Here is a 22,623-nt window from a genome sequence, read left to right as displayed (position 1 = left end):
CCTTGACACCCGCCGCACCGGGAAACGAGACTCGCCCCGGGAGCGCTCCCAGCCAACGGGGGCCGGGAGCGTGCCGCGGATGGGGAGTGCGCGCGCATGAGGCAGATCCGAAGACAACCGGCCTTCGCCGCCGTCGTCGTCCTGCTCTTCCTGATCGGGGGATGCGGACCGGGCACGCCGGAGCGGATCACGCTCACGGTGTCGACGTTCGGCCAGTTCGGCTACGAGGACCTCATCCCCGGTTACGAGTTCACCCACCCCGGGCTCACCATCCGCCAGGTCCGGACCGAGCAGGGCGGACCGTACCACCAGGACCTGCTGGACAAGCTGCAGAAGGGCCAGGAGCTCGCCGACATCCAGGCCGTCGAGGAGGGCCACCTCGCCGACGTGCTCGCCCACGCGGACAAGTTCGCCGACCTGGCCGAGATCGGCCCGCCCGACGTGAAACCCGGCCGGTGGCTGGAGTGGAAGTACGAGGCCGGCCGCAGCAAGGACGGCAAGCTCGTCGGCTACGGCACGGACATCGGCCCGCTGGCCATGTGCTACCGCAAGGACCTGCTCGAAGCGGCCAACCTGCCCACCGACCCGGGCTCGGTGAAGACGATGTTCGCGACCTGGGACAGCTTCTTCAAGGCCGGCGAGAAGTACGTCCAGCGCTCGCACGGCAAGCCCTGGTTCGACTCCTCGGCGCAGATCTTCAACGCCAAGGTCAACCAGCTCCCGGTCGGCTACCTCGACCGCGAAAACCATCCGACGCTGGAGACGAACACCGCGCTGAGGGACGCCTGGAACCAGGTCACCGCCGCGGTGAAGCAAGGGCAGTCGGCCGGGCTCACCGCCTTCGAAGACGACGGCAACAACGGCCTGCGCACCGGCGCCTTCGCGACGAAGGTCTGTCCGTCGTGGATGCTCGGCATCATCGAACAGCAGGCCGGGGTCGGCAACGCGGGCAAGTGGGCGATCACCGACGCCTTCCCGGACGGCGGCGGCAACTGGGGTGGTTCCTACCTCACCGTGCCGGCCTCGAGCCCGCACCAGAAGGAGGCCGCCGCGCTCGCCGCCTGGCTGACCGCGCCGGAGCAGCAGCTGCACGCGTTCCGGGTGAGCGGCAACTTCCCCAGCCAGGTCGACGCCTTCACCTCCCCGGACCTGCTCAGCGAGATGAACGGCTACTTCGGCGGGGCGCTGAGCGGCCAGGTCTTCGTCGCCCAGGCCCGCAAGGTCGGGAAACCGCAGTACAAGGGTCCGGGCGACGGCAAGATCCAGGAGACGGTGATCGCGCCGGCGCTCAAGTCGGTCGAGCAGGGCGCCGATCCGGCCGCCGTCTGGCAGCAGGTGCTGATCGGGGTGCACCGGCTCGTCCCCTGACCGGAAACCCGCTCGTCGGAGCGTGCGGGAACGGGCAAGGTGACGGGCATGGTCACTCCCCTGCCCGACCCCTGGCGGCACCACACGATCCGGCACCCCGGCCCCGGCGACCACCTCCCGGTGCTGGCCGTCCTCGACCGCTGGTGGGGCGGCCTCGGCGGCGAGGCGGGCTCCCGCCAGCGCGCGCTGCTGCTGCCGAAGCTGATGTTCCAGCACTTCACCGACAGCAGCTTCCTGGTCACCGCGGACGAGCGGATCGTGGCGTTCCTGATCGGCTTCCTCTCGCCGTCGCGGCCGGCCGAGAGCTACATCCACTTCGTCGGCGTCGAGCCCGCCGAACGCGGCCGCGGGCTGGGCGCGGCGCTGTACGAGCGCTTCTTCGCCTACAGCGCCGCGCACGGGCGCTCGGTGGTCCGGGCGATCACGTCGCCGGAAAACAAGGGTTCGCACGCGTTCCACACCCGGATGGGGTTCGTCACCGAACCAGGGCCGAAGGACTTCGATGGGGTGCCGGTCCAGCCCGACTACGACGGGCCGGGCCTGGACCGGCTGAGCTTCCGCAAGGACCTCGGCTGAGCCGCCGGAGGTGCGCGCCGCGGGATCCGGCCCGGGGTCACCCCCGGCCGGATCCCGCTGTCCCGCCCGGGCGGTCAGGCGTCCGGGCGGGACCAGGGCGGCGGGCCCGGCGGGACGGGCCGCGGCCGCCGTGGTGGAGGCCGGGCCGGGCGGCGGCTGCGCGGCACCGCCCGGCCCGGGGTCTTGTCTTACTGCACCGCCGGGTAGGCGTTCTGGACCAGCTCTTCGAACTGGGCCTCGAACCACTTGCCGGACAGCGGGGCGTTCGGCAGGGCACCGGTCAGGTTGCCGCCGTTGGCCTGCTGCGTCCCGTGGAACGTCGGGTCGCACATCGGGTCCGCGCCCTTGCCCTCGTCGTTCGGGATCTGCTGGCTCGCGCCGTCGGACTCACCCGGCGGCTTGATCCAGACGTAGGCGTCGAAGTGCGCCGCCGGCGACGCCGTCGGCCGGACACCCAGGCCCGCACCACTCTGGTTGCACCAGTTGCCGCGGTGCAGCCGCCGGTCGATCCGGCCCGAGTTCACGTAGGCGTCCACAGTGGACCCCGACGCCCCGCTCGGCCGGGCCGCGCCGCCCCAGCCGTTGCGGGAGGTGTCGACCAGCATGCCGATGCCGCTGGGCAGGCCCGCCGACACGAACGCGTTGTACATCGCCGTGGCGAAGGGGATCTCGGCGAAGTACGGGTTCCACTGGTAGAACGTCGCCGACTTCAGCTGCTGCCCGCCGACGTTCAGGTTCGGGTCGGGCAGGTTCGGCTCGGTCAGCGGCGTGTAGTTGGCCGTGGAGCTGATGAAGCCGTCGACGCTGTTCACGCCGGCCGTGGTGCCCTGCAGCACCTGCTTGACCAGGTTGACGAACGGCTGGAAGTTGCTGTCCCAGCCGAGCCACGCCGAGTGCGCGATGTCCAGGTAGTTGTAGACGTTGGAAATCGCGTGCAGCTTGTTCAGCGCGTACTGGATGCCCTGCGTGTACACCCCGCTGGACTGCGCTTCCGCACAGGTCGCCATCGACGTGTTCGTGATCAGGTTCGGCAGCGAGTCCGGCTCCACGACCGTCACGATCCGCAGCGACGAGTACTTCGGGTCGGACATGATCGACGCGATCGGGTCGATGTACTCGCTCTTGTACCGGGCCAGGCCGTTCTGGGCGGCCTTCAGCTCACCGTTGGACGCCAGCGCCGCGCAGTCGCGGTTCGGCAGGTCGTAGACGACGATCTGGATCGTCACCGGCGTCCCGCCACTGGCCTGGGCCAGCGCCGCGTCGAGGTGCCCGCGCAGGCCGCGCGAGTCCGCCGTACCGGCGATCGCCGCGATCCGGTCCAGCCAGACCGCGGTCGAGGTGTTGGCCACCTTGGCCATCTGGGCGCCCAGTGTGCCGCCCTTGGCCGCGGCCGCCGCGGACACCTGACCCGACCAGTCCGGGTTCACGTACCCCTTCGCCCCGGCGTACGGGTTCTCCACGTGCGTCCCGGGTTGGGGCGTCGTGGTGACCGTCGTCGGGGTGGTGGGCGTGGTCGGTGTCGTCGGGGTGGTCGACGTCGTCACGGTCGTCGGCCCCGTCGGTGACGTGGTCGTGGTCGGGGTCGTGCCATCGCAGTGGGCACCGTTCAGCGAGAACGACGTCGGGATGTCGTTCGTGCCCGAGTACGAGCCGTTGAAGCCGAAGGTGGCCGTGGCGTTCGAGCCGAGATTGCCGCCCCACGAAGGGTTCTTCGCGCTCACGTGCTTGCCGCTCTGGCTGAACGTGGCGCTCCAGCCCTGCTGGACCTTCTGGGTGCCGCCGAAGTCCCATTCGACGTTCCAGGACGAGACGGCGTCACCCAGGTTGGTCACGGCGACGTTGGCGGTGAAGCCGGTGTCCCACGAGTTGACGGTGTAGGTGACCTTGCAGCCGGTGGCGGCGCCCGCCGGACTGCCCCCCGCCACCAGTAGTCCAGCGGTGACCGCTGCCGCCGTTACCGAGGACGCCACGGCGAACCGTGATTTCCTCTTCGCGGACCAGAATTCACTCCTCATTGAGTGCGCTCCTCAGTGTTCTTCGTTGGATGGGTCAGGTGGTGCAGGCGGTCGCGCCGACGGCGAAGCCGCCGGGCGTGCCGGTCGAGGCGCCGGTCGCCTGGATGCCGATCGACACCGAGGCCCCGCCGGCCAGGTCGGGCGCCCAGGTGGGCGCCTTGGCGCTCGCCTGCTGCCCGGTCTGCGTGACGGTCGCGTTCCAGCCGCCGGTGATCTGCGTCCCGGACGGCACGGTCCAGCCGAGCGCCCAGTTCTTCAGCGCCGAGCTACCGGTGTTCTTCAACGTCACCGTGGCGGTGAAGCCGCCTTGCCAGGTGTTGTCGACGTGGTAGGTGACCGCGCAGCTCGCCGCGGGCGGCGGGTCGGTCGTGCCGCCGCCCGAACCCACCGGCGGGATCAGGTACGGCTGCAGGATCGCCTGCTTGGTCTGGTTGACCGTGGTCCAGTCGTCGTTGAGGATGCCGCCGGTGTCGCCCGAGTTCGGGTTCCACGACCAGTAGGTGAAACTCATCCCGCTCGTCCCGGTGCCCGCGTACTTCATCAGCTCCTGCAGCCAGACCTTGTCGCGCGGGTCGGCGAGCGTGGAGCCGAACTCGCCGAGCAGCACCGGCGCGATGTTCTGCTTGTGCAGGTAGCCGAAGAAGTGGTCCCACAGCGCGGGCAGGTTCGCCGGGAACGCCGGGTCGGAGAACCAGGTCTGGGCGAACACCGAAGTCGCGTACTCGTGCGCCGAGTACACCAGCTTGTCCGGTTTGGACAGCCGCACCGGGAACTGCCTGGCCCCGGAGAGGTTGCCGCCCCACCAGCCGCACTGCGGGTCGCCGGTGCCGCTGGCGCAGTCGACGCCTTCGACGACGATCAGCCAGTCCGGGTTCGCCGCGAGCACCGCGTTGCCGGCCCGTTCGGCGGCGAGCCGCCAGTCGGTCGCGGTGTCGCCGCAGCCCCAGCAGGCCCCGCCGCCACCCTGGATGGAGTGCGGCTCGTTGTGCAGGTCCGCGCCGATCACCGTCGGGTTGCCCTTGTAGTGCTGGGCCAGCATCGTCCAGTCGGAGATCCAGCGGCTTTCGGAGTACGCGCTGGTGTACCACAGCGGGGACTGCGCGCCGGAGTCCGGCCGGTGCCGGTCCAGCAGCACGCGCATGCCCTTGACACCGGCGTAGGCGACGATCTTGTCGAGCACCTGCAGGCCGGACAGGCCCTGCAGGTCCGGGTTCTGCACGGCGTCGATGCTGACCGGCTTGGACCCGGCGTCGAACAGCTGGTTCGAGTACGGCAGCCGGAGCGTGTTGTACCCGAGCCCGGCCATCTGGTCGAGCATGTCCTTGTAGTTGCGGCTCCACAGCCCGTGCGGCGAGTAGTTGCCGGTCTCGGCGCCGAACCAGTTGATCCCGGTCATCCGCACCGGCGCACCGGTCGCGTCGACCAGCTGGGAGCCGGCGGCGTGCCAGAACCCGGTGCCGGTGCCGGCCGCAGCCTGCGTGAGCGGCGGGGCCGCGGTGGCCGGGGACGCCGTGAGAACGGCGCCCCCGACCAGTGCGGCGACCACCAGTGAAAGCAGTCGCTTCATCAAGTGCCTCTCAGCCGAACAGGGCGACGTGCGCGGCGAACGCCGTGGCGATCTCCGACTGCGCCCAGAACCGGTGGTAGGTGAACGTCGGCGCGGCGCCGCCGTCCAGGTAGGCCTGGACCTTCGGCCACTGCGGGTCGCTCTTGTAGAACGAACGGATCGACAGGAACGTGGAGTTCGCGTTGATCGGGTCGCCGTTCGGCATCGTGCCCGTCCAGCCCGAGGGCACGTAGAGCCCCTGGTCCGTGGTGGCGTTGTACTTGTCGTCGAACCGGTCGTAGTCCGACCGGGTCTCCGGCACCGCGATGCCCTTGGTGTCCGTGTTCGCCGAAAGCGCGTTCAGCAGCTGCTCCCCGACCGTCTTGGCCTGGGCGTTGCTCGACCCGGACGCGTAGTAGAGCAGCGTCTTGGCCAGCGAAGCCGCGACACCCACGTCCTGGCTGTAGTTCTTCACCGAGACGTGCAGGCCGGTGTTCGAGCCCGGGCTGGTGGCGCTCCAGGTGTCCGGCGCGCCGCTCCAGGTCAGGTCGGACGGGATCTGGAAGCTCCCGCCGGCACCGACCGTGGTGTTCGCGATCGCCCAGGGCACCCACTTGTCGAGGATCTTCTTCGCCCGGGAGTCGTTGGTCGCCTGGTAGTACTCGGCGATCCGCTCCATGCCCCAGGTCTGGAAGCCGAACCACTGGTTGCTCGGCGGGTCGTGCCAGACCGGCTGCCAGTCGTAGTACATCCCGTAGAAGGTCGGCGTCCCCGAGGGCGGCGTGCCGTACTGGCCTTCCCAGCTGTTGGTCGCACCGCCGGCGAGACCGCCTTCGGAGGACTGCAGCCACTGCAGGAACTCCATCTGCCGGCCGAGGCTGGTCGCCCAGTCGGTCGCGCCGGTCGCCGAAGTGACCTTCAGGCCCGGATCCGCCGACAACGCATACGCGGCCAGGGGGTTCTGGTAACCCTGGTGCGCCGCGCCGTCACCGATCCGCCACGCCCAGGCGCTGGACGAGTCCATCGACCCGCCCCAGGCGTAGTACCACGAGATCAGGTAGTGCTCGCTGTCCTTGCCGGTCCCGGCCGGGCAGCTCGACGGCCCGACGCAGTTGCCGATCTTCTTGAAGTACTTGTCGAACAGCGAGTACCGCAGGTAGTCGCCCATCTTCGAGGCCTTCTTCAGCACGGCCGCGACATCGGCGCTCTTGCCCTGCTCCTGGGCCCACTTCTCGGCCTGGAAGGCCACCTGCACCACGCGGGCGTCCGCGTCCGGTGCGTCGGTGTACTTCCACTGCTTGGCGTAGGAGGAGTCCCCGGTGAACAGGTCGAGGTAGCCGTTCTTGCCGCCGAACTTCAGGACGTCGCAGCTGGGCTGGGTGACCGTCTCCCAGACCGATTCCTGCGAGCCGCGCTGGAAGGTGTTGATGAACGCCGGCGCGGTGTTGGTGCCGTCCTCGCAGTGGCCGAACTTGTAGATGTTGTCCACGTCCAGCAGCCAGTGCATGCCGTAGACGTCCGGCGAGCCGTAGGCCGCCTTCAGCTCCGCCGCGATCGGGTCGCTGCCGACCGAAACGTTGCTCTGCAGCGGCGACGGGTAGGACTTCGGCGTCGGGTACTCCGCCGCATAAGTCGCCGGCTTGCTCGCGTTGTAGCCGGAGTTGCCCGGCTGGTCCGCCGCCGACGGGATCGCGTACGTCTCGATCGAGGTCCACGCCTGGTTGAACGGGGCCCAGTCACCGGTCACCCGGCCGTAGGACGCTTCCAGCCACAGGTAGTAGCTGAACGCCTCCGACGTCGTCTCGTGCCCGTGGTCCGGGGCCTCGACGATCAGCGTCTCGATCGAGTGGTAGGGCACCAGGATGTTCCCGAACTTGCGGAAGTAGCCGTTGTTCGGGTCCTTGATCTTGTTGTACTGCGTCAGGAACGCGAGCTGGTAGTCCGAAGTGGACGACGAGATCTCGTTCACCGTCACCGTGGCCGCGGTGTAGCCGCTGCTGGTCGCGGTGAAGGTCGCGCTGCCCAGCGCTCCCCCGTTGTCGGCGCTGGTGACCGTGACGTTCTGCGGCACGTTCCAGTTCGCCGCCGTGAACGTCAGGCTCGCCGGGCTCGCCGTGAGGTCCGTGCTCCCCGCCGTCCTCGCGACGGCGACGGTGACCGGTGCGGTCGGTGCGCCGGCGAGGCTGACGGCGAACGTCCCGGTGCCACCCTGCTTGACCTGCGCGGTCGCCGGGGAGGCGACGATCGTCGGCCCGGACAGGACCTTGACGCTCACCGGGCTCGACGTCGTCGACGCGTTCTTGTTGTCGTACGCCTTCGCCGTGATCGAATACGTCCCGGCCGGGACGTTGCCCCAGCTGCCTTCGAACGGCGCCGCGGTGTCGGTGGCCAGCAACGTGTCGCCGGCGTAGAACTCGACCTTGCTCACCGTGCCGTCGCTGTCGGCGGCCGTCGCCGCCAGCGGGATCGTCGCCGGGGCGTAGTACGTGCCGGTTGAACTCGGCGCGGTCAGGCTGACCGTCGGCGCCTTGTTGGCGCCGGTGCACGAGCTGCCGTTCACCGAGAAGTCCGTCGGCGGCCGGTTGGCCGAGCCCTTCGAGCCGTTGAACCCGAACGACGTGCTCGCCCCGGTGCCGAGGTGACCGTTGTAGGACAGGTTCGTCGCGGTGACCGCGGCGCCGGTCTGCGCGAACGTCGCGCTCCAGCCCTGCTGGACCTTCTGGCCGTCGAGGAACGTCCAGCCGACCTTCCAGCTGTCCAGCGGCGCCCCGTCGTTGCGCAGCGAGACGTTGGCGGTGAACCCGGTGTCCCAGTCGTTGGAGGTGTAGGTGACGGAACAGGCGATGTCGGCGCCGAGCGCCGGAGGTGGGGCGACCACCGCGCCCGTGACCGCCAGCACGGCCGAAGCCAGTGCCAGCGCACGCGCGCGCTTTCGGGGAGAGGAACGCATGGCTGCGGAACTCCTTTGTCCGTAGGGAGCCAGCGATCTGGGAGCGCTTCCAGGCGCAGACGGTAGCCAGCCGGAAACCTGGATGTAAAGAATCGAGTCAGAAGGACACCGCGACTCCGGGTGTCACACCTGCGCGCCCGGCGAACACCGGCTCACTGAACACTCCTGAACAGCCGTACCCGATAGTTGTACGACCACCCGTTCGGCCTAATCGACCGGTCACACACGGTATCCGGAAAACGCCGTTTAGCGCCAAAGGCGTGCATCTCGGACCGGAACGTTCCCACCCATCGAGCCACGGACGCCGAGCCGGTTTTCACACCACGCGTGTCGACCCCTGAAACACACGAGTCGACCTTCCAGACACGCGAGTCGACCCTTCAGACACGCGAGCCGACCCTCCAGACACGCCGAGGGGTGCCGCCGAGGGCCGGCTGACGTGATCGGAGAGCCGGCACGCGTGATCAGCGGGTCGACACGCGTGATCGGGAGGTCGACACGCGGGTCGCGGGGTCAGCTCGAGGCGCGGACCGCCAGGGAGACCGGGAGGATGTGCTGGCGCGGCTTCAGGTTCTGGTCGTCGAGCAGGCGCATCAGGGTCTCGACCATCGCGTGGACCTGCTCGCGGGGGTCCTGGTGGACCGACGTCAGGGGCGGGTCCATGGCCGGGGCCAGGGTCGCGTTGTCGTCGAAGCTGACCACCGCGACGTCGCCCGGGATGCGGCGACCCGCCGCGTCGAGGGTGCGCAGCGCACCCACGGCCATCATGTCGCTGGCGACGAACACCGCGTCGAGGTCCGCGTGCCTGGCCAGCAGCGCCGACATCGCGTTCGCGCCGCCCGAAAGCGTGAAGTCGGCCTCTTCGGCCAGGTCGGCGGGGTCGAGACCGGCGTCGAGGAGGGTTTTGCGCCAGCCGGCGAGGCGGTCTATCGGGGCGCTCTGGTCCTGCGGCCCGGCGATCGTGGCGATCCGCCGCCGCCCGGCCGCGACCAGGTGCTGGACCGCCAGCCGGGCGCCGCCCTCGTTGTCGAAGTCGACGACGTGCACGCCGCGGCGGATGCCGGCGGCCTGCCCGCCGAACACGACCGGGATGCGCAGCAGCCGCAGCGCCTTGGGCAGCGGGTCGGCCCGGTGCGGCGCGAACACCAGCGCGCCGTCGACGTGGCCGCCTTCGAGGAACCGGACCGTCCGGCTCAGGTCCTCGCGGATGTCACTGAAGATCAGCACCATCTGCCGGCCGACGTCGGCGAGCTCCCGGTAGCCGGCGCGCATGACGGCCGCTCGATAGGGGTCGTCGAGCAGCCGCGACTCCGGCTCCGACAGCACCACCGCGATCGCGCCGGTGCGGCGCGTGACCAGCGACCGCGCCGCCTGGTTCGGGGAATAGCCCAGGTCACGGGCCGCGGCCAGCACCTTCTCCCGCGCCGCCGCACTGACGTACGCGTCGTCGTTCAACGCACGTGACGCCGTCGACCGCGACACGCCGGCGAACGCCGCGACGTCCTCCAGTGTCGGCCGTTCTTCATCCCCTGCTCGAGGCCCCACGGCACCGCCCTCGCTCACCACAACCACCCGGACCTGGACAGCTTAACGGTCACGCTGGGCAATGTCCGGGAGCGCTCCTCGCAGGAAACACTCCGGTTACGACCCCTTGACACCGGTGAAGGGCCCCAGCAGACTCTGCCACACCTGGGAGCGCTCCCAGATCGGCTCCCAGCAGTGAGAGCGCTCATTCCCGTCAACAAGGTGGTTGGACACGTGAGAACGATCCGGAACGGCCTGGTCCTGGCACTGGGCATCACGATGACGGCGCTCGGCGCCTCGGCCTGCAGCGGGGGCGGTGAACAGCAGCCTCCGGCCGCGGCGAACCCGAACGAGCACGTCGACCTGACGCTGGCGACGTTCACCGAGTTCGGCTACGAGGACCTCATCCCGGAATACGAGCGGCTGCACCCCAACATCAAGATCACCCACCGCAAGACCGGCCAGGGCGGCCCCTACCACGAGGAACTCGTCACCAAGCTGGCCGCGGGCTCGGGCCTCGCCGACGTGACGGCGCTCGAAGAGGGCCACCTCTCGGACTTCCTCGACAAGGGTTCGAAGTTCAACGACCTGACCAAGATCGGGCCGGCCGACGCCTCCCCGGACCGCTGGCTGAACTGGAAGTACGAAGCCGCCAAGACCAAGGACGGCAAGCTCATCGGCTACGGCACCGACATCGGGCCGCTCGCCATGTGCTACCGCAAGGACATGTTCAAGGACGCCGGCCTGCCGGACGACCCCGAAGCGGTCAAGCCGCTGTTCGCCACCTGGGACAGCTACTTCGCCGCCGGCGCGGACTTCGTGAAGAAGAGCAACGGCAAGGCGTGGTTCGACTCGGCCTCGCAGAACTTCAACGCCATGGTCAACCAGCTTCCCGAGGGCTACATCGGCACCGACGACAAGCTGGCCGTCGAGAAGAACCAGGGCCTCAAGGACGCGTGGACCAAGGTCACCGACGCGGTCGCCAAGGGCGAGTCGGCCAAGCTCACGGCGTTCAGCCCCGAATGGGAAGCCAGCTTCAAGCAGAGCGCGTTCGCCACGAAGGTGTGCCCGGCCTGGATGCTCGGCGTGATCAAGGAACACGCCGGCCCGGACCTCGCCGGCAAGTGGGCGGTCACCGCGGCGTTCCCCGGCGGCGGCGGCAACTGGGGTGGCTCGTACCTGACCGTCCCGACGCAGTCGAAGCACCCGAAGGAGGCCGCCGAGCTCGCGGCCTGGCTGACCGCGCCCGAGCAGCAGATCAAGGCGTTCCAGGCCAAGGGCACCTTCCCCAGCCAGGTCAAGGCGCTCTCGGACCCGGCGCTGCTGAGCTACACCAACCCCTACTTCGGCGACACGAAGGTCGGCCAGCTCTTCGCCGAGCAGGCCAAGAAGGTCAAGAAGCCGCAGTACAAGGGCCCCGGCGACGGCCAGATCCAGGAAAACGCGTCCAGCCCGGCCCTGCAGGCGGTCGAACAGGGCAAGCCGGCAGCGGACGCGTGGAACCAGATGGTCGAAGCCGCGAAGAAGATCACGCGCTGAGCCGATGACCGTCCTCGACAAGGTCGCGCCAGAAGGGAGTAAGGCCGGGGAGCGCGTGTCTCCCCGGCCCACCTTCCGTCACCGGTTGAGCCGGTGGGACGTCAAGGTCTCGCCGTACCTCTACATCGCGCCGTTCTTCGTCCTCTTCGGGATCGTCGGCCTGTTCCCGCTGCTCTACACCGCGTACGTCTCGATGTTCAAGTGGGAGGCCGGGGCCGACCACCCCGACTTCCTCGGCATCGGCAACTACACGGAGCTGTTCGCCGACACGCAGTTCTGGAACGCGCTGGTCAACACGATCAGCATCTTCCTGCTGTCCAGCATTCCCCAGCTCGTCATCGCGATCCTGCTGGCGGCGCTGCTCGGCGCCCGGCTGCGCGGCGCGACCGGCTGGCGCGTGGGCATCCTGCTCCCGTACGCGGCCAGTCTCGTCGCCATCGGCATCATCTTCGCCAACCTGTTCGGCTCGAAGTACGGGCTGATCAACGGCGTGCTGCAGACCATCGGGCTGGACCCGGTCGACTGGCAGGCCAGCCGCTTCGGCAGCCACGTCGCGATCGCGATCATGGTGAACTGGCGCTGGACCGGCTACAACGCCCTGATCGTGCTCGCGGCCATGCAGGCCATTCCGAAGGAACTGCACGAGGCGGCGGTGATCGACGGCGCCGGCACGTGGCGCCGGTTCTGGAACGTCACCTTGCCGCTGCTCCGGCCGACGCTGATCTTCATCACCATCACCTCGACGATCGGTGGCCTGCAGATCTTCACCGAGCCGAAGCTGTTCGACGCCATGCCGGGGTCGAACAACGGCGGTTCCACCAACCAGTTCCAAACCGTGACGCTGTACCTCTACCAGACGGCGTTCCAGAACGCCGACCTCGGCTACGCCTCGGCGATCGCGTGGGTGCTGTTCCTGATCATCGTGCTCATCGCGCTGGCGAACTACTTCCTCACCAGCCGGATCGCCGGCACTCCGGCGGTGAAGGTGAAGAAAAAATGACAACACTCCAGAGTGACTCCCCGAAAACGGGACTGCGCAAGAGCGTCGCCACGCTCGGCAAGCCGCGCAAGGCGACCTACGTCGTGCTGGCGATCTTCGTGCTCGGTTCGCTGTTCCCGTTCTACTGGTCGTTCCTGGTGGCCAGCCGCGACAACGGGATGCTCACCGAGCGCATCCCGCCGTTCGTGCCCGGCGGCAACTTCTTCGCCAACGCCGCGCGGGTGTTCGACACCGTGCCGTTCTGGAAGGCGCTGGCCAACAGCGTCATCGTGTCCGGCACGGTGACGCTGACGACCGTGCTGTTCTCCTCACTGGCCGGGTTCGCCTTCGCGAAACTGCGGTTCCGGGGGCGCAACAAGGCGTTCGTGTTCATCGTCGTCACGCTCGCGGTGCCCACCCAGCTGGGCATCATCCCGCTGTTCATCGCGATGTCCGAACTGGGCTGGACGGGGAGCCTGGCGGCGGTGATCGTGCCCAACCTGGTCACCGCGTTCGGCGTGTTCTGGATGCGGCAGTACACGCTGGACGCGCTGCCGTACGAGCTCGTCGAGGCCGCGCGCGTCGACGGCTGCAGCATGATCCGGATCTTCTGGAACGTCTGCATGCCCGCCGTGCGCCCGGCCGCGGCGATCCTCGCGATGTTCACGTTCATGATGTCGTGGAACGACTTCCTGTGGCCGCTCGTCGTGCTGGACGCCGGCAACCCCACCGTCCAGGTGGCCCTGGAAAAGCTGCAGAGCGGCTACTACGTCGACTATTCGCTCGTCCTGGCCGGCACGACCCTGGCCACCATTCCCATCCTCATCGTCTTCGTCCTCCTCGGCCGCCAGATCGTGGCCGGGATCATGCAAGGTGCCGTGAAAGGGTGAACATGTCCGTACATCCCGACAGCGTTCGGGCGGAGACCGCGTTGATGTTCCCGCCTGGCTTCGTCTGGGGCGCCGCCACCGCGGCGTTCCAGGTGGAAGGAGCCACGACGGCCGACGGGCGCACCGACTCGGTCTGGGACGTCTTCGCCCGCCGCCCGGGTGCGGTCCGGGGCGGCGACAACGGCGAACCGGCGGCCGACCACTACCGGCGGTACTCCGAAGACGTCGGGCTGATGCGCCGGCTCAACCTCGGTGCCTACCGCTTCTCGCTGGCCTGGCCGCGGGTGCGGCCGGACGGCGGCCAGGCGAACACCGCCGGGCTCGGCTTCTACGACCGGCTGGTCGACTGCCTGCTCGAGTCCGGGATCCAGCCGTGGGCGACGCTGTACCACTGGGACCTGCCGCAGGCCCTGGAGGAGAAAGGCGGCTGGACCAACCGGGACACGGCCTACCGGTTCGCCGAGTACGCCGAGACCGTGCTGGAGCGGCTGGGCGACCGGGTCGCCAGCTGGTCGACGCTCAACGAGCCGTGGTGCGCGGCGATGCTCGGCTACGCGGGCGGCATCCACGCGCCCGGCCGCGCCGACCACCCGGCGGCCGTGGCGGCCACGCACCACCTGCTGCTGGGCCACGGCCTGGCGATGGACGTCATCCGGCGGCACGCCCCGGAGACCGCGGCCGGCATCACGCTGAACCTGTACCCGGTCGTCCCCCACGACCCGGCGAACGTCGCCGACGTCGCCGCGGCCCGGCGGATCGACGGCCTGCAGAACCGGTTGTTCCTCGACCCGGTGCTGCGCGGCGGCTACCCGGACGACCTGGTCGCCGACCTCGAGCCGTTCGGGCTCGGCTCGGTCGTGCGCGACGAAGACGCCGCGGTCATCGCCGCGCACGTCGACTGGCTGGGCGTGAACTACTACCGCGACTACCGCGTCGCGGGCCGTCCGGTGCCGGGCAGCGAGCCGGCGGGCCCCGAGTGGGTCGGCGCCGCCGACGTGCACTTCGTCCCGGACCCGGCGGCGCCCCGCACCGACTCCGGCTGGGAGGTCCAGCCGGCCGGGCTGACCGAGTCGCTGCTGCAGGTGCACCGCGGCTACCGGCCGGTGCCGCTGTACATCACGGAGAACGGCGCGGCCTACCCCGACGTCATCTCCGACGGCGGTGACATCGTCGACACCGACCGCGTCGCGTTCCTCGACTCGCACCTGCGGGCCGCGCACGAGGCCATCGAGGCGGGCGTCGACCTGCGCGGGTACTTCTACTGGTCGCTGCTGGACAACTTCGAGTGGGCCGAGGGCTACGCGAAGCGGTTCGGCCTGGTCCACGTCGACTACGAGACGCAGCGGCGGACCCCGAAGCAGAGTGCCCACTGGTATTCGCGGGTGATCGGCCTCAACGGCCTCGGCTGAGGGCTTGCCGTGGCGGGCACCGGCGCGGGTGCCCGCCACCGCTCGCATGCAGTGAATGACTCATTCCTGGCGTCGGACGCCAGGAATGAGTCATTCACTGCGCCTCCGGGGCGTGCATTCCGCGGGGCGCGTTGCCAGACTGGCCGGCATGGGACTGCGCAGCGAAGCTTGGTTCGACAACCCCGCCGACCCCGGGATGACCGCCCTCTACCTCGAGCGGTACATGAACTGGGGCATCACCCGGGAGGAGCTGCAGTCCGGCAAGCCGGTGATCGGCATCGCGCAGACCGGCTCCGACCTCACGCCCTGCAACCGCCACCACCTGCAGCTGGCCGACCGGACGCGGGAGGGCATCCGCGAGGCCGGCGGGATCGCGATCGAGTTCCCGGTGCACCCGATCCAGGAGACCGGCAAGCGCCCGACCGCCGCCCTCGACCGGAACCTCGCCTACCTCGGCCTGGTCGAGACGCTCTACGGCTACCCCATCGACGGTGTCGTGCTCACCACCGGCTGCGACAAGACCACCCCGGCGTGCCTGATGGCCGCGGCGACCGTCGACATCCCCGCGATCGTGCTCTCCGGCGGCCCCATGCTCAACGGCTGGTTCAACGGCGAGCGCACCGGGTCCGGCACCATCATCTGGAAGGCGCGTGAGCTGCTCGCCGCCGGCGAGATCGACGACGCCGGGTTCATGGAGCTCGTCGCGTCGTCCGCGCCGTCGCCGGGGCACTGCAACACGATGGGCACGGCGTCCACGATGAACGCGCTCGCCGAGACGCTCGGGATGAGCCTGCCCGGCTGCGCGGCCATCCCGGCCCCGCACCGCGACCGGGCGCGGATGGCCTACCGGACCGGGCTGCGGATCGTCGAAATGGTCCGCGAGGACCTCAAGCCGTCGGACGTCCTGACGCGCGAGGCGTTCGAGAACGCCATCGTGGTGAGCTCCGCGATCGGCGGCTCGACCAACGCGCCCATCCACCTCGGCGCGATCGCCCGGCACATCGGCGTCGACCTGCCCCTCGACGACTGGCAGCGGCTCGGCCACGGCGTCCCGCTGCTGGTCGACCTGCAGCCGGCGGGCAAGTACCTCGGCGAGGAGTTCCACCGCGCGGGCGGTGTCCCGGCCGTGGTGCACGAGCTGATGCGCCACGGGCTGATCCACGAGGACGCGCCCACCGTCAACGGCCGCACCCTCGGCGACAACTGCCGCGACGCCGAAGCCGGCGACCGGGACGTCATCCGCACCTTCGACACCGCCCTCACCCCCGACGCCGGGTTCCTGGTGCTGAAGGGCAACCTCTTCGACGCGGCGATCATGAAGGCCGGCGTCATCTCGCCGGAGTTCCGGCAGCGGTACCTGGCCGGGGGCGTCTACGAAGGCACCGCGGTCGTCTTCGACGGCCCCGAGGACTACCACGCCCGCATCGACGAACCGGACCTCGGCGTCGACGAGCACTCGCTGCTGGTGATGCGCGGCACCGGCCCGCTCGGCTACCCGGGCTCGGCGGAGGTGGTCAACATGCGGCCGCCCGCGGAGCTGATCAAGCGGGGCGTGCACGAGCTGCCGTGCCTCGGCGACGGCCGCCAGTCGGGCACGTCCGGCTCGCCGTCGATCCTCAACGCCTCCCCCGAAGCCGCCGCGGGCGGCGGTCTCGCCGTGCTGCGGACCGGGGACCGGGTCCGGATCGATCTGGGCGCCGGCACCGCGGACGTGCTGATCTCCGACGAGGAACTCGCGCGGCGCCACCGGGCACTGGCCGAGGCCGGCGGCTACCCGGTTCCGGAGTCGCAGACGCCGTGGCAGGAGATCCAGCGGTCGATGACCGACCAGCTGTGCGACGGCATGGTGCTGCGTCCCGCCGTGGCGTACCAGCGCATCGCGGCGACCAAGGGAATCCCCCGCGACAACCACTGATTCCCGTGCTTCGCCCGCGGAAAAAACGGGTATCCCCAGCGGTAGCCCGAGGCGAGGAGGCCCCCATGCTCCCGGATCGAGAACGCCACGCCCTACGCGAAATCGAGGCGGAGCTGCGCGCGAGTGATCCCGCGTTCGCCGCCGCCTTCAGCGGCCGGAAGCTACGCTCGCCCCAGCGCTGGAGCCTGCTGCTGGTGCTCTGCGACGTCACGGCGCTGGTGATGCTGATCGTCGGGCTGTTCGCCCGCGACGCGGCGCTGGTGCTCTGGGGCACGGTGAGCGCGGGCGCGCTGGTGGCCTGGCACATCGCCCGCGCCGAGTCGATCCGCGAGTCCACTGAGGACGGTGCGACGGCCGGCTCGTCCTGATCCGCCCGACGCGGTACGGCCGCCCCCGGAACTCGCGCCGGGGGCGGCCGTACTGCGTCGGAGCGTCACTCAGTCGTAGGACAGCGCCTCGACCAGCTCGCCGGCACTCGGGTTGGACAGCGCCCGGGCCACGTCGGCCTGGGCGACGATCCCGACCAGGTCGTGCCCGTCGATCACCGGCAGCCGGCGGACGCGGTGCTCGGACATCGTGCGCAGGATCTCCTGGGCGTCGTCGTCCGCGCCGATCGTCACGACCTCGCCCTGGGCGAGCTCGCCGACGTGGACCGCCCGGGGGTCCTTGCCCTCGGCCAGGACCTTCACCACGATGTCGCGGTCGGTGATCATGCCCTTCAGCCGGTTGTCCTCGCCGCAGATCGGCAGGGCACCGACGCCCTTGCGCGCCATGGTGACCGCGGCGTCGTGCACGGTGTCGGACTCCCGCGCGCAGGTCGCGTCCGACGTCATGATGTCGCGTGCGGTGGTCATCGCGAACTCCTTTCTCCGGGTGGTGGCGTTCCGGCTACCCGCCCGGGGCAGGTTTACCCGTGCCCCGGGCGGGGAATTTCCGGGCACATGCCGGATTCCCGCGGTGCCGAGCCGCCGGACACCACCGACCTCGACCGGTTGCGGTCGGCGGCGTCCGGCTGCCAGGGGTGCCACCTTTACCAGGACGCCACGCAGACCGTTTTCGGCGAAGGCACGGCCGGGGCGAAGGTCCTCGTCGTCGGCGAGCAGCCGGGCGACAAGGAGGACCTCGCGGGCGAGCCGTTCGTGGGGCCCGCCGGGAAGCTGCTGGACCGCGCCTTCGAAGAAGCCGGCTTCGACCGGCGGTCGCTGTACGTCACCAACGCGGTCAAGCACTTCAAGTTCAAGCGCGACGAACGCGGGAAGCGCCGGATCCACCAGAAACCGGGCCGCACCGAGGTGGTCGCCTGCCGCCCGTGGCTGCTGGCGGAACTGCGCGCGGTGCGCCCGGAGCTGGTGCTGCTGCTGGGCGCGACGGCCGCGCAGTCGTTGCTGGGCCCGAAGTTCCGGCTGACCGCGCACCGGGGCGAGCCGCTCGAACCGCCGGCGGAGCTGGCCGAGCTGGTGCCCTCGGCGATGGCGACGGTGCACCCGTCGGCGGTGCTGCGCGCGCCGGACCGGGACGACGCGTACGCCGGCTTCGTCGCCGATCTGCGGGCCGCGGCGAAGCTGCTCGGCTGAAGCCCGCTCAACTCAGCTGCTTCAGCGCCGCCTCGGCCGAACCCGCGTGCTCGTCCAGCTCGCGCCAGGGGTCCTGCTTCCGGGCCAGCCGCTGCTTCTCCTTGCGCAGCCCCCAGCCGGCCGGGTCCGCCTTCCCCAGCTCGCGCCAGTCCAGCGGGGTCGCGGCGGCCGCACCCGGGCGAGCGCGCAGCGAGTACGGCGCCACGAACGTCTGCGCGTACCCGTTGCGGTTGGCGTCCAGGAAGATCCGGTCGCCGCGCTTGTCCTTGCGCTGGGCCGTGGTCAGCCGATCCGGGGCGTCGCCGGCGACCCGGTCGGCGAGGGCGCGCGACAGCTCCAGCACCACCTCCGTGTCCGACTTCGCGTCCAGCGGCGCGAGCACGTGGAAGCCGCGGCCGCCGGTGGCCTGGACGAACGCCGTCAACCCCGCCCGCTCGTAGTGGTCGCGGATGCGCCGGGCGACCGCGCGCAGCTCGGCGACCGGGGTGCCGTCCGGCGGATCGAGGTCGAGCACCAGCCGGTCCGGCCGCTCGGGGGCGTCCACGGTGGACAGCCAGACGTGGAACTCCACCGTCCCCTGGTTCGCCAGGTATTCGAGCGTCGCGGCGTCCTCGCACACGACGTAGTCGTCGGTGCCGCCGTCGCGGCGGGGAACGCGCTCGACGCGGATCGAGTCCGGGAAGTGCTCCCCGGGGTGTTTCTGGAACCAGCCCGGCTTCCCGATGCCGTCGGGGAAGCGCCGCAGCGTCAGCGGGCGGCCGCGCAGGTGCGGCAGCATGACGTCCGCGACGGCGCGGTAGTACTCGACGACGTCGCCCTTGGTGAGCCCGTCTTCGGGGTAGAACACCTTGTCCGGGTGGGAAGTCTTCACGCGCGCTCCCGTACGACGTCCGCGGCCTTCTTGTCTTCGCGCAGCCCGGCGAACCGCGGGTGCCGCAGCCGCCCGTCGCGCGTCCACTCGGAGAAGCCGATCTGCGCGACCAGCTCCGGCCGCACCCAGTGCGCGCCGGGTTCCCGCACCGGTCCGGCGAACGGCGACCGCGCCGTCTCCCGCTCTCGCAGCCGCGCGTGCAGCGACGTCAGCAGCTGCTCGCCGAAGCCGGTGCCGACCTTGCCGGCGTACTTCAGCACGCCGTCTTCGTGGTAGCCGAGCAGGAGCGCGCCGAAGCCGTGGCGGGCCCCCTGGGGATCGGTGAAGCCGCCGATGACGAGCTCCTGGCCCTGCGCGCACTTGAACTTCAGCCAGTCGGGTGACCGGCCGTGGTGGTACGGCGCGTCCGCCCGCTTGGCGATGACGCCCTCCCAGCCGCGCCGGCACGCCTCCTCGAAGAACTTCTCCCCTTCGGTGTTGCGGTGCGACGACAGCCGGAGCGGGTCCGCGAAGCCGAACGCCTCCCGCAGCAACGCCTTCCGCCGCCGCAGCGGCAGCCCGGTCGTGTCCTGGTCGCCGAGGTACAGCAGGTCGAACAGGTAGTAGTAGACGCGCACGCCGGTCGCGCGGGCCCGATCCGGGTCGCTGACGTGGATCCGGGGCTGCAACGCGGCGAAGCTGGTGTCGGCCCCGTCGAACGCCACGATTTCGCCGTCCACGACGAACCGCGGGCCGCCCTGGGCGGCGAGAGCCTCGACGATCTCCGGGTAGGCGTTGTCCATCACCTTGTGGTTGCGCGAGTACAGGGTCGGCCGGCCGGCGTCGCGCACGCAGATCGCGCGGACGCCGTCCAGCTTGCGCTCGAAGATCCAGCCCTCGTCGGAGAACCGCCGATCGGTGAGCGTGGCCAGGGTCGGCTCGCGCCAGCCGGGGCCGGTCACGACGCCTTCAGGGCCTTCTCGAGTTCGGCGCGCGTCATCTTCGACCGGCCCTTCACGCCCTGCTCGCGGGCCAGCTTGTCGAGGTCCGCCTTCGGGAGCCCGGACAGGTCGGGCTTCTTCGCGGCCTTCTTCTTCGGCTGCTTGCCGCCGCTCTTGCGGCTCTTCACGCTCCGCGAGAGCGCCTCGAACAGGTCCACCACGTCGGCCGAGGGTGCCGGCTCCTCTTCGTGGGCGATCTCCTTGCCGGCCTCCTTGGCCTTGATCAGCTCTTCGACGCGCTTCGAGTACTCGTCGCGGTAGTCCTCGGGCTTCCACGGGGCGGTCATCTCGTCGACCAGCGCGAGTGCCATGTCGAGTTCCTTGGGCCGCGGTTTCGGCAGGTCCGGCAGCTTGCCCATGACGTCCTTGGGCTTGCGCAGGTCCGCGACGAAGTGCAGCGTGTTGAGCACCATGACGTCCTCGCCGGCGCGAACGGCGGCGAGGTACTCCTTGCCGCGCAGCACGAACTTCGCGACGCCGGCCTTCTCGCTGCGGTCCATCGCCCGCAGCAGCAGCCCGTACGCCTTGGCGAAGTCCTCTTTGGCGGGCTTGAGCCAGTAGGTCTTGTCGAAGAACCACGGGTCGATCTCGTCGAGCTCCACGAACTGCTCGATGTCGATCCGGCGCGATCGCTCGGGCGCGATCTCGTCCAGTTCGTCCGGTTCCACCAGCACGTGGTCGCCGCCGCCGACGTCGTAGCCCTTGACGATCTCGTCCTGGGTGACCTCGTCGCCGGTGCGCTCGTTGACGCGGCGGTTGCGGATCCGGTCCGACGTGCCGCGTTCGAACTGGTGGAAGTGGATCGTGTGGTCCGCCACCGCCGGGTACAGCTCCACCGGCACGGTGACCAGCCCCAGGCTCAGCGCGCCGCTCCACACCGGTCGGGCCATGTCGTCCTCCCCGCCTTCAGGCGACGTCGGTGCTGCGCCGGCCGGCCCGGTGCAACCCCAGCATGTCCAGCAGCCGCGCGCAGTCCTCGGGGTCCTTGGCCCGCGCCGCCACGGCCAGCGCCGCCTTGTGCCGCGTGCGCTCCAGCTCCGCCGAGTCCCCGCCGTCGACGAGGAGGTCCGCCACCGGCCGCAGGTCGTTCCGCTTGTCTCGCATGTTCGCTCCCCTCCGGCAATCCGTTCGCGGGCGGGTTACCCAGGATCACCGCACGCGACACAGCCGGCACCGAGAGAGCCACGGACGACCCGCTCCACTGGGCCGAACGAGTGAATTCGGCCGGCTCCGGCCGCGGACACGGCAAGGTGGTGAGACCCACGTCACAGCAGGAGGCCGGATGGGCACCCAGATCCGCATCAGCCGGGAGGACGGCTCACTGCCCTGCGAGGTCTGCGGCTTCCCGACGATGCACGTGGCCCAGGTCGTCGCCGACGACGGCACGGTGCTGGGCCGCACGCTGGTCTGCACGACGTGCCAGCGCAGCAAGCCCCGCCCGGAGCCGGCGCCCGTCGAGTCCCAGGCGCCCCCGGACGAGGTCCCGGCCGGCTGAGACGCCGGCTGGGACACGGCCGGCTCACGCTTTCGTCGTCGCCACCGCCGTCACGAACTCCGCCGCCACCTCGTGGAGCTTCCGGTTGCCGTCCTGCGACCGCTTGACCAGGCGCTGGAAGGCTTCCTCGGCGGTGATCCGGTGCGCCGCCATCAGGATGCCCTTGGCCTGGTCGATCACCGCGCGGGTCTCCAGCGCGCGGTTGAGCTGGTCGACCAGTTCGCGGGCCGCGAAGTACCGCCGCGCGCTGCGCAGGCCGATGACCACCGTCGCCGTGTACAGCTCGAGGATCTTGGTGCCCAGCTCGCTGAAGCCGTGCTCGCCGAACCCGAAGAGGTTCACCGCACCGGACATGTCCTCGTCCACCGTCAGCGGCGCGGCGAGGAAACTGGCCACGCCCAGCTGCTCGGCCGCCGTGACGAACTGCGGCCAGATGTCCCCGACCGCGCCGACGCCGACGCGGACCGGCTGGCCCGTCTCGGCGGCGCGCAGGCACGGCCCGTCCCCGATGCGGTACTGCTCGCGGTCGAAGTTCACCGCCCGCTGGTCGGTGCTGGCCACCGTCTCCGGCACCCCCTCGCGCACCAGGGTGATGCTGGCCATGTCGGCCCCCGGCACCACCTGCACGGCGTGGTCGCACACCGCTTGGAGCATCTGCCCGAGGTCGAGTTCGCTGTCCAGCATCGCGGTCAGCGACTCCATCGCGAGCGTGACTTCGTCCAACCGCGCGGTCAGCTGCTCATGGCCGCCCGTCATCCTGGTGACGCCCCTCCTTCTTCCGACAGGGCGCTCTCAACCAGGGAGGACCCGGGCGCGCGCCACTAGTGGGCCGCTAGCGCTTTAACGGGTCCAGCGCGAGATTACTGCATCCCGCCCGGGCCGGGCACGAGCGGTCACCGCCGCGGCGCGCCGCACGCCCGTTCGGAGCAACGGCGGTTGCGAGCCGTGGGCACGGGGTTAGGCTCGGTGTCACGGTTCAACCAGCAGCCGCT

General features: G+C 70.2%; 20 protein-coding genes. 10 read left to right on the top strand and 10 right to left on the bottom strand.

Annotation, left to right across the window (positions count from 1 at the left end):
* The first annotated feature begins 96 nt into the window (after window positions 1–96).
* Entirely contained in the window at window positions 97–1,368 is a 1,272-nt protein-coding gene (locus AB0F52_RS37130) for an ABC transporter substrate-binding protein (protein ID WP_360181050.1), read from the top strand.
* Between the two features lie 48 nt (window positions 1,369–1,416).
* Window positions 1,417–1,944, top strand: a complete 528-nt coding sequence (locus tag AB0F52_RS37125) for a GNAT family N-acetyltransferase (protein ID WP_360181048.1) — start codon at window positions 1,417–1,419, stop codon at window positions 1,942–1,944.
* Window positions 1,945–2,132: 188 nt separating this feature from the next.
* Here AB0F52_RS37125 and AB0F52_RS37120 read toward each other — a convergent pair whose 3' ends face one another.
* From AB0F52_RS37120 to AB0F52_RS37105, 4 genes are all read right to left on the bottom strand, one after another.
* Window positions 2,133–3,869 (bottom strand): glycoside hydrolase family 6 protein, encoded by a 1,737-nt coding sequence (locus AB0F52_RS37120; protein ID WP_360181046.1) that lies wholly within the window; start codon window positions 3,867–3,869, stop codon window positions 2,133–2,135.
* 124 nt (window positions 3,870–3,993) lie between these two features.
* Window positions 3,994–5,526, bottom strand: coding sequence for a cellulase family glycosylhydrolase (locus AB0F52_RS37115; RefSeq protein ID WP_360181044.1), 1,533 nt, complete (start codon window positions 5,524–5,526; stop codon window positions 3,994–3,996).
* A 10-nt stretch (window positions 5,527–5,536) separates the two neighbouring features.
* A complete protein-coding gene (locus AB0F52_RS37110) occupies window positions 5,537–8,455 on the bottom strand; it encodes a glycoside hydrolase family 48 protein (RefSeq protein WP_360181042.1) in 2,919 nt (972 codons plus the stop codon).
* Between the two features lie 513 nt (window positions 8,456–8,968).
* On the bottom strand, window positions 8,969–9,964 hold the full coding sequence (locus AB0F52_RS37105) for a LacI family DNA-binding transcriptional regulator (protein WP_285993850.1): 996 nt from the start codon (window positions 9,962–9,964) through the stop codon (window positions 8,969–8,971).
* Window positions 9,965–10,213: 249 nt separating this feature from the next.
* Here AB0F52_RS37105 and AB0F52_RS37100 point away from each other — a divergent pair, with 249 nt between their 5' ends.
* The 6 genes from AB0F52_RS37100 to AB0F52_RS37075 all read left to right on the top strand — a co-directional run bounded on the left by AB0F52_RS37100 (window position 10,214) and on the right by AB0F52_RS37075 (window position 17,079).
* Window positions 10,214–11,518 (top strand): extracellular solute-binding protein, encoded by a 1,305-nt coding sequence (locus AB0F52_RS37100; protein ID WP_360181040.1) that lies wholly within the window; start codon window positions 10,214–10,216, stop codon window positions 11,516–11,518.
* Window positions 11,519–11,522: 4 nt separating this feature from the next.
* Window positions 11,523–12,518 (top strand): sugar ABC transporter permease, encoded by a 996-nt coding sequence (locus AB0F52_RS37095; RefSeq protein ID WP_360181038.1) that lies wholly within the window; start codon window positions 11,523–11,525, stop codon window positions 12,516–12,518.
* Window positions 12,515–13,387, top strand: a complete 873-nt coding sequence (locus AB0F52_RS37090) for a carbohydrate ABC transporter permease (RefSeq protein ID WP_360181036.1) — start codon at window positions 12,515–12,517, stop codon at window positions 13,385–13,387. The genes AB0F52_RS37095 and AB0F52_RS37090 overlap by 4 nt, the downstream gene beginning before the upstream one ends.
* Entirely contained in the window at window positions 13,384–14,796 is a 1,413-nt protein-coding gene (locus tag AB0F52_RS37085; RefSeq protein WP_360181034.1) for a GH1 family beta-glucosidase, read from the top strand. Before AB0F52_RS37090 ends, AB0F52_RS37085 begins: the two co-directional genes overlap by 4 nt.
* 148 nt (window positions 14,797–14,944) lie before the next feature.
* Window positions 14,945–16,711 carry an IlvD/Edd family dehydratase gene (locus AB0F52_RS37080; protein ID WP_360181032.1) on the top strand — a complete coding sequence of 589 codons (1,767 nt, stop codon included), beginning with the start codon at window positions 14,945–14,947 and terminating at the stop codon, window positions 16,709–16,711.
* A gap of 65 nt (window positions 16,712–16,776) precedes the next feature.
* Window positions 16,777–17,079, top strand: coding sequence for a DUF3040 domain-containing protein (locus AB0F52_RS37075; protein WP_360181030.1), 303 nt, complete (start codon window positions 16,777–16,779; stop codon window positions 17,077–17,079).
* 69 nt (window positions 17,080–17,148) lie between these two features.
* Here the strand turns inward: AB0F52_RS37075 and AB0F52_RS37070 are convergent, their stop codons facing one another.
* Entirely contained in the window at window positions 17,149–17,565 is a 417-nt protein-coding gene (locus AB0F52_RS37070) for a CBS domain-containing protein (protein WP_013227025.1), read from the bottom strand.
* Between the two features lie 87 nt (window positions 17,566–17,652).
* Here AB0F52_RS37070 and AB0F52_RS37065 point away from each other — a divergent pair, with 87 nt between their 5' ends.
* Window positions 17,653–18,285: a UdgX family uracil-DNA binding protein gene (locus tag AB0F52_RS37065; protein ID WP_360181028.1), complete on the top strand. Its 633-nt coding sequence runs from the start codon at window positions 17,653–17,655 to the stop codon at window positions 18,283–18,285.
* Between the two features lie 7 nt (window positions 18,286–18,292).
* Here the strand turns inward: AB0F52_RS37065 and ligD (AB0F52_RS37060) are convergent, their stop codons facing one another.
* Genes ligD (AB0F52_RS37060) through AB0F52_RS37045 form a run of 4 tightly spaced genes read right to left on the bottom strand, consistent with a single transcriptional unit; the run spans window position 18,293 to window position 21,240 of the window.
* Window positions 18,293–19,156: a non-homologous end-joining DNA ligase gene (ligD, locus tag AB0F52_RS37060; protein ID WP_360181026.1), complete on the bottom strand. Its 864-nt coding sequence runs from the start codon at window positions 19,154–19,156 to the stop codon at window positions 18,293–18,295.
* Entirely contained in the window at window positions 19,153–20,097 is a 945-nt protein-coding gene (ligD, locus tag AB0F52_RS37055; RefSeq protein ID WP_360181024.1) for a non-homologous end-joining DNA ligase, read from the bottom strand. The genes ligD (AB0F52_RS37060) and ligD (AB0F52_RS37055) overlap by 4 nt, the downstream gene beginning before the upstream one ends.
* Entirely contained in the window at window positions 20,094–21,026 is a 933-nt protein-coding gene (locus AB0F52_RS37050; protein ID WP_360181022.1) for a Ku protein, read from the bottom strand. Before AB0F52_RS37050 ends, ligD (AB0F52_RS37055) begins: the two co-directional genes overlap by 4 nt.
* A gap of 16 nt (window positions 21,027–21,042) precedes the next feature.
* Window positions 21,043–21,240, bottom strand: a complete 198-nt coding sequence (locus tag AB0F52_RS37045) for a hypothetical protein (RefSeq protein ID WP_360181020.1) — start codon at window positions 21,238–21,240, stop codon at window positions 21,043–21,045.
* 178 nt (window positions 21,241–21,418) lie between these two features.
* On the opposite strand from AB0F52_RS37045, the gene AB0F52_RS37040 reads away from it, so the two are divergent.
* Entirely contained in the window at window positions 21,419–21,631 is a 213-nt protein-coding gene (locus tag AB0F52_RS37040) for a hypothetical protein (protein ID WP_360181019.1), read from the top strand.
* A 24-nt stretch (window positions 21,632–21,655) separates the two neighbouring features.
* Here the strand turns inward: AB0F52_RS37040 and AB0F52_RS37035 are convergent, their stop codons facing one another.
* Window positions 21,656–22,387 carry a GAF and ANTAR domain-containing protein gene (locus tag AB0F52_RS37035; RefSeq protein WP_360181017.1) on the bottom strand — a complete coding sequence of 244 codons (732 nt, stop codon included), beginning with the start codon at window positions 22,385–22,387 and terminating at the stop codon, window positions 21,656–21,658.
* Window positions 22,388–22,623: the final 236 nt, after the last annotated feature.

It is taken from the genome of Amycolatopsis sp. NPDC024027 (genome assembly GCF_040638975.1).
GTDB lineage: Bacteria > Actinomycetota > Actinomycetes > Mycobacteriales > Pseudonocardiaceae > Amycolatopsis.
Note: the sequence above shows the minus strand (reverse complement) of the source record. Positions and strands in the feature narration are given on the sequence as shown.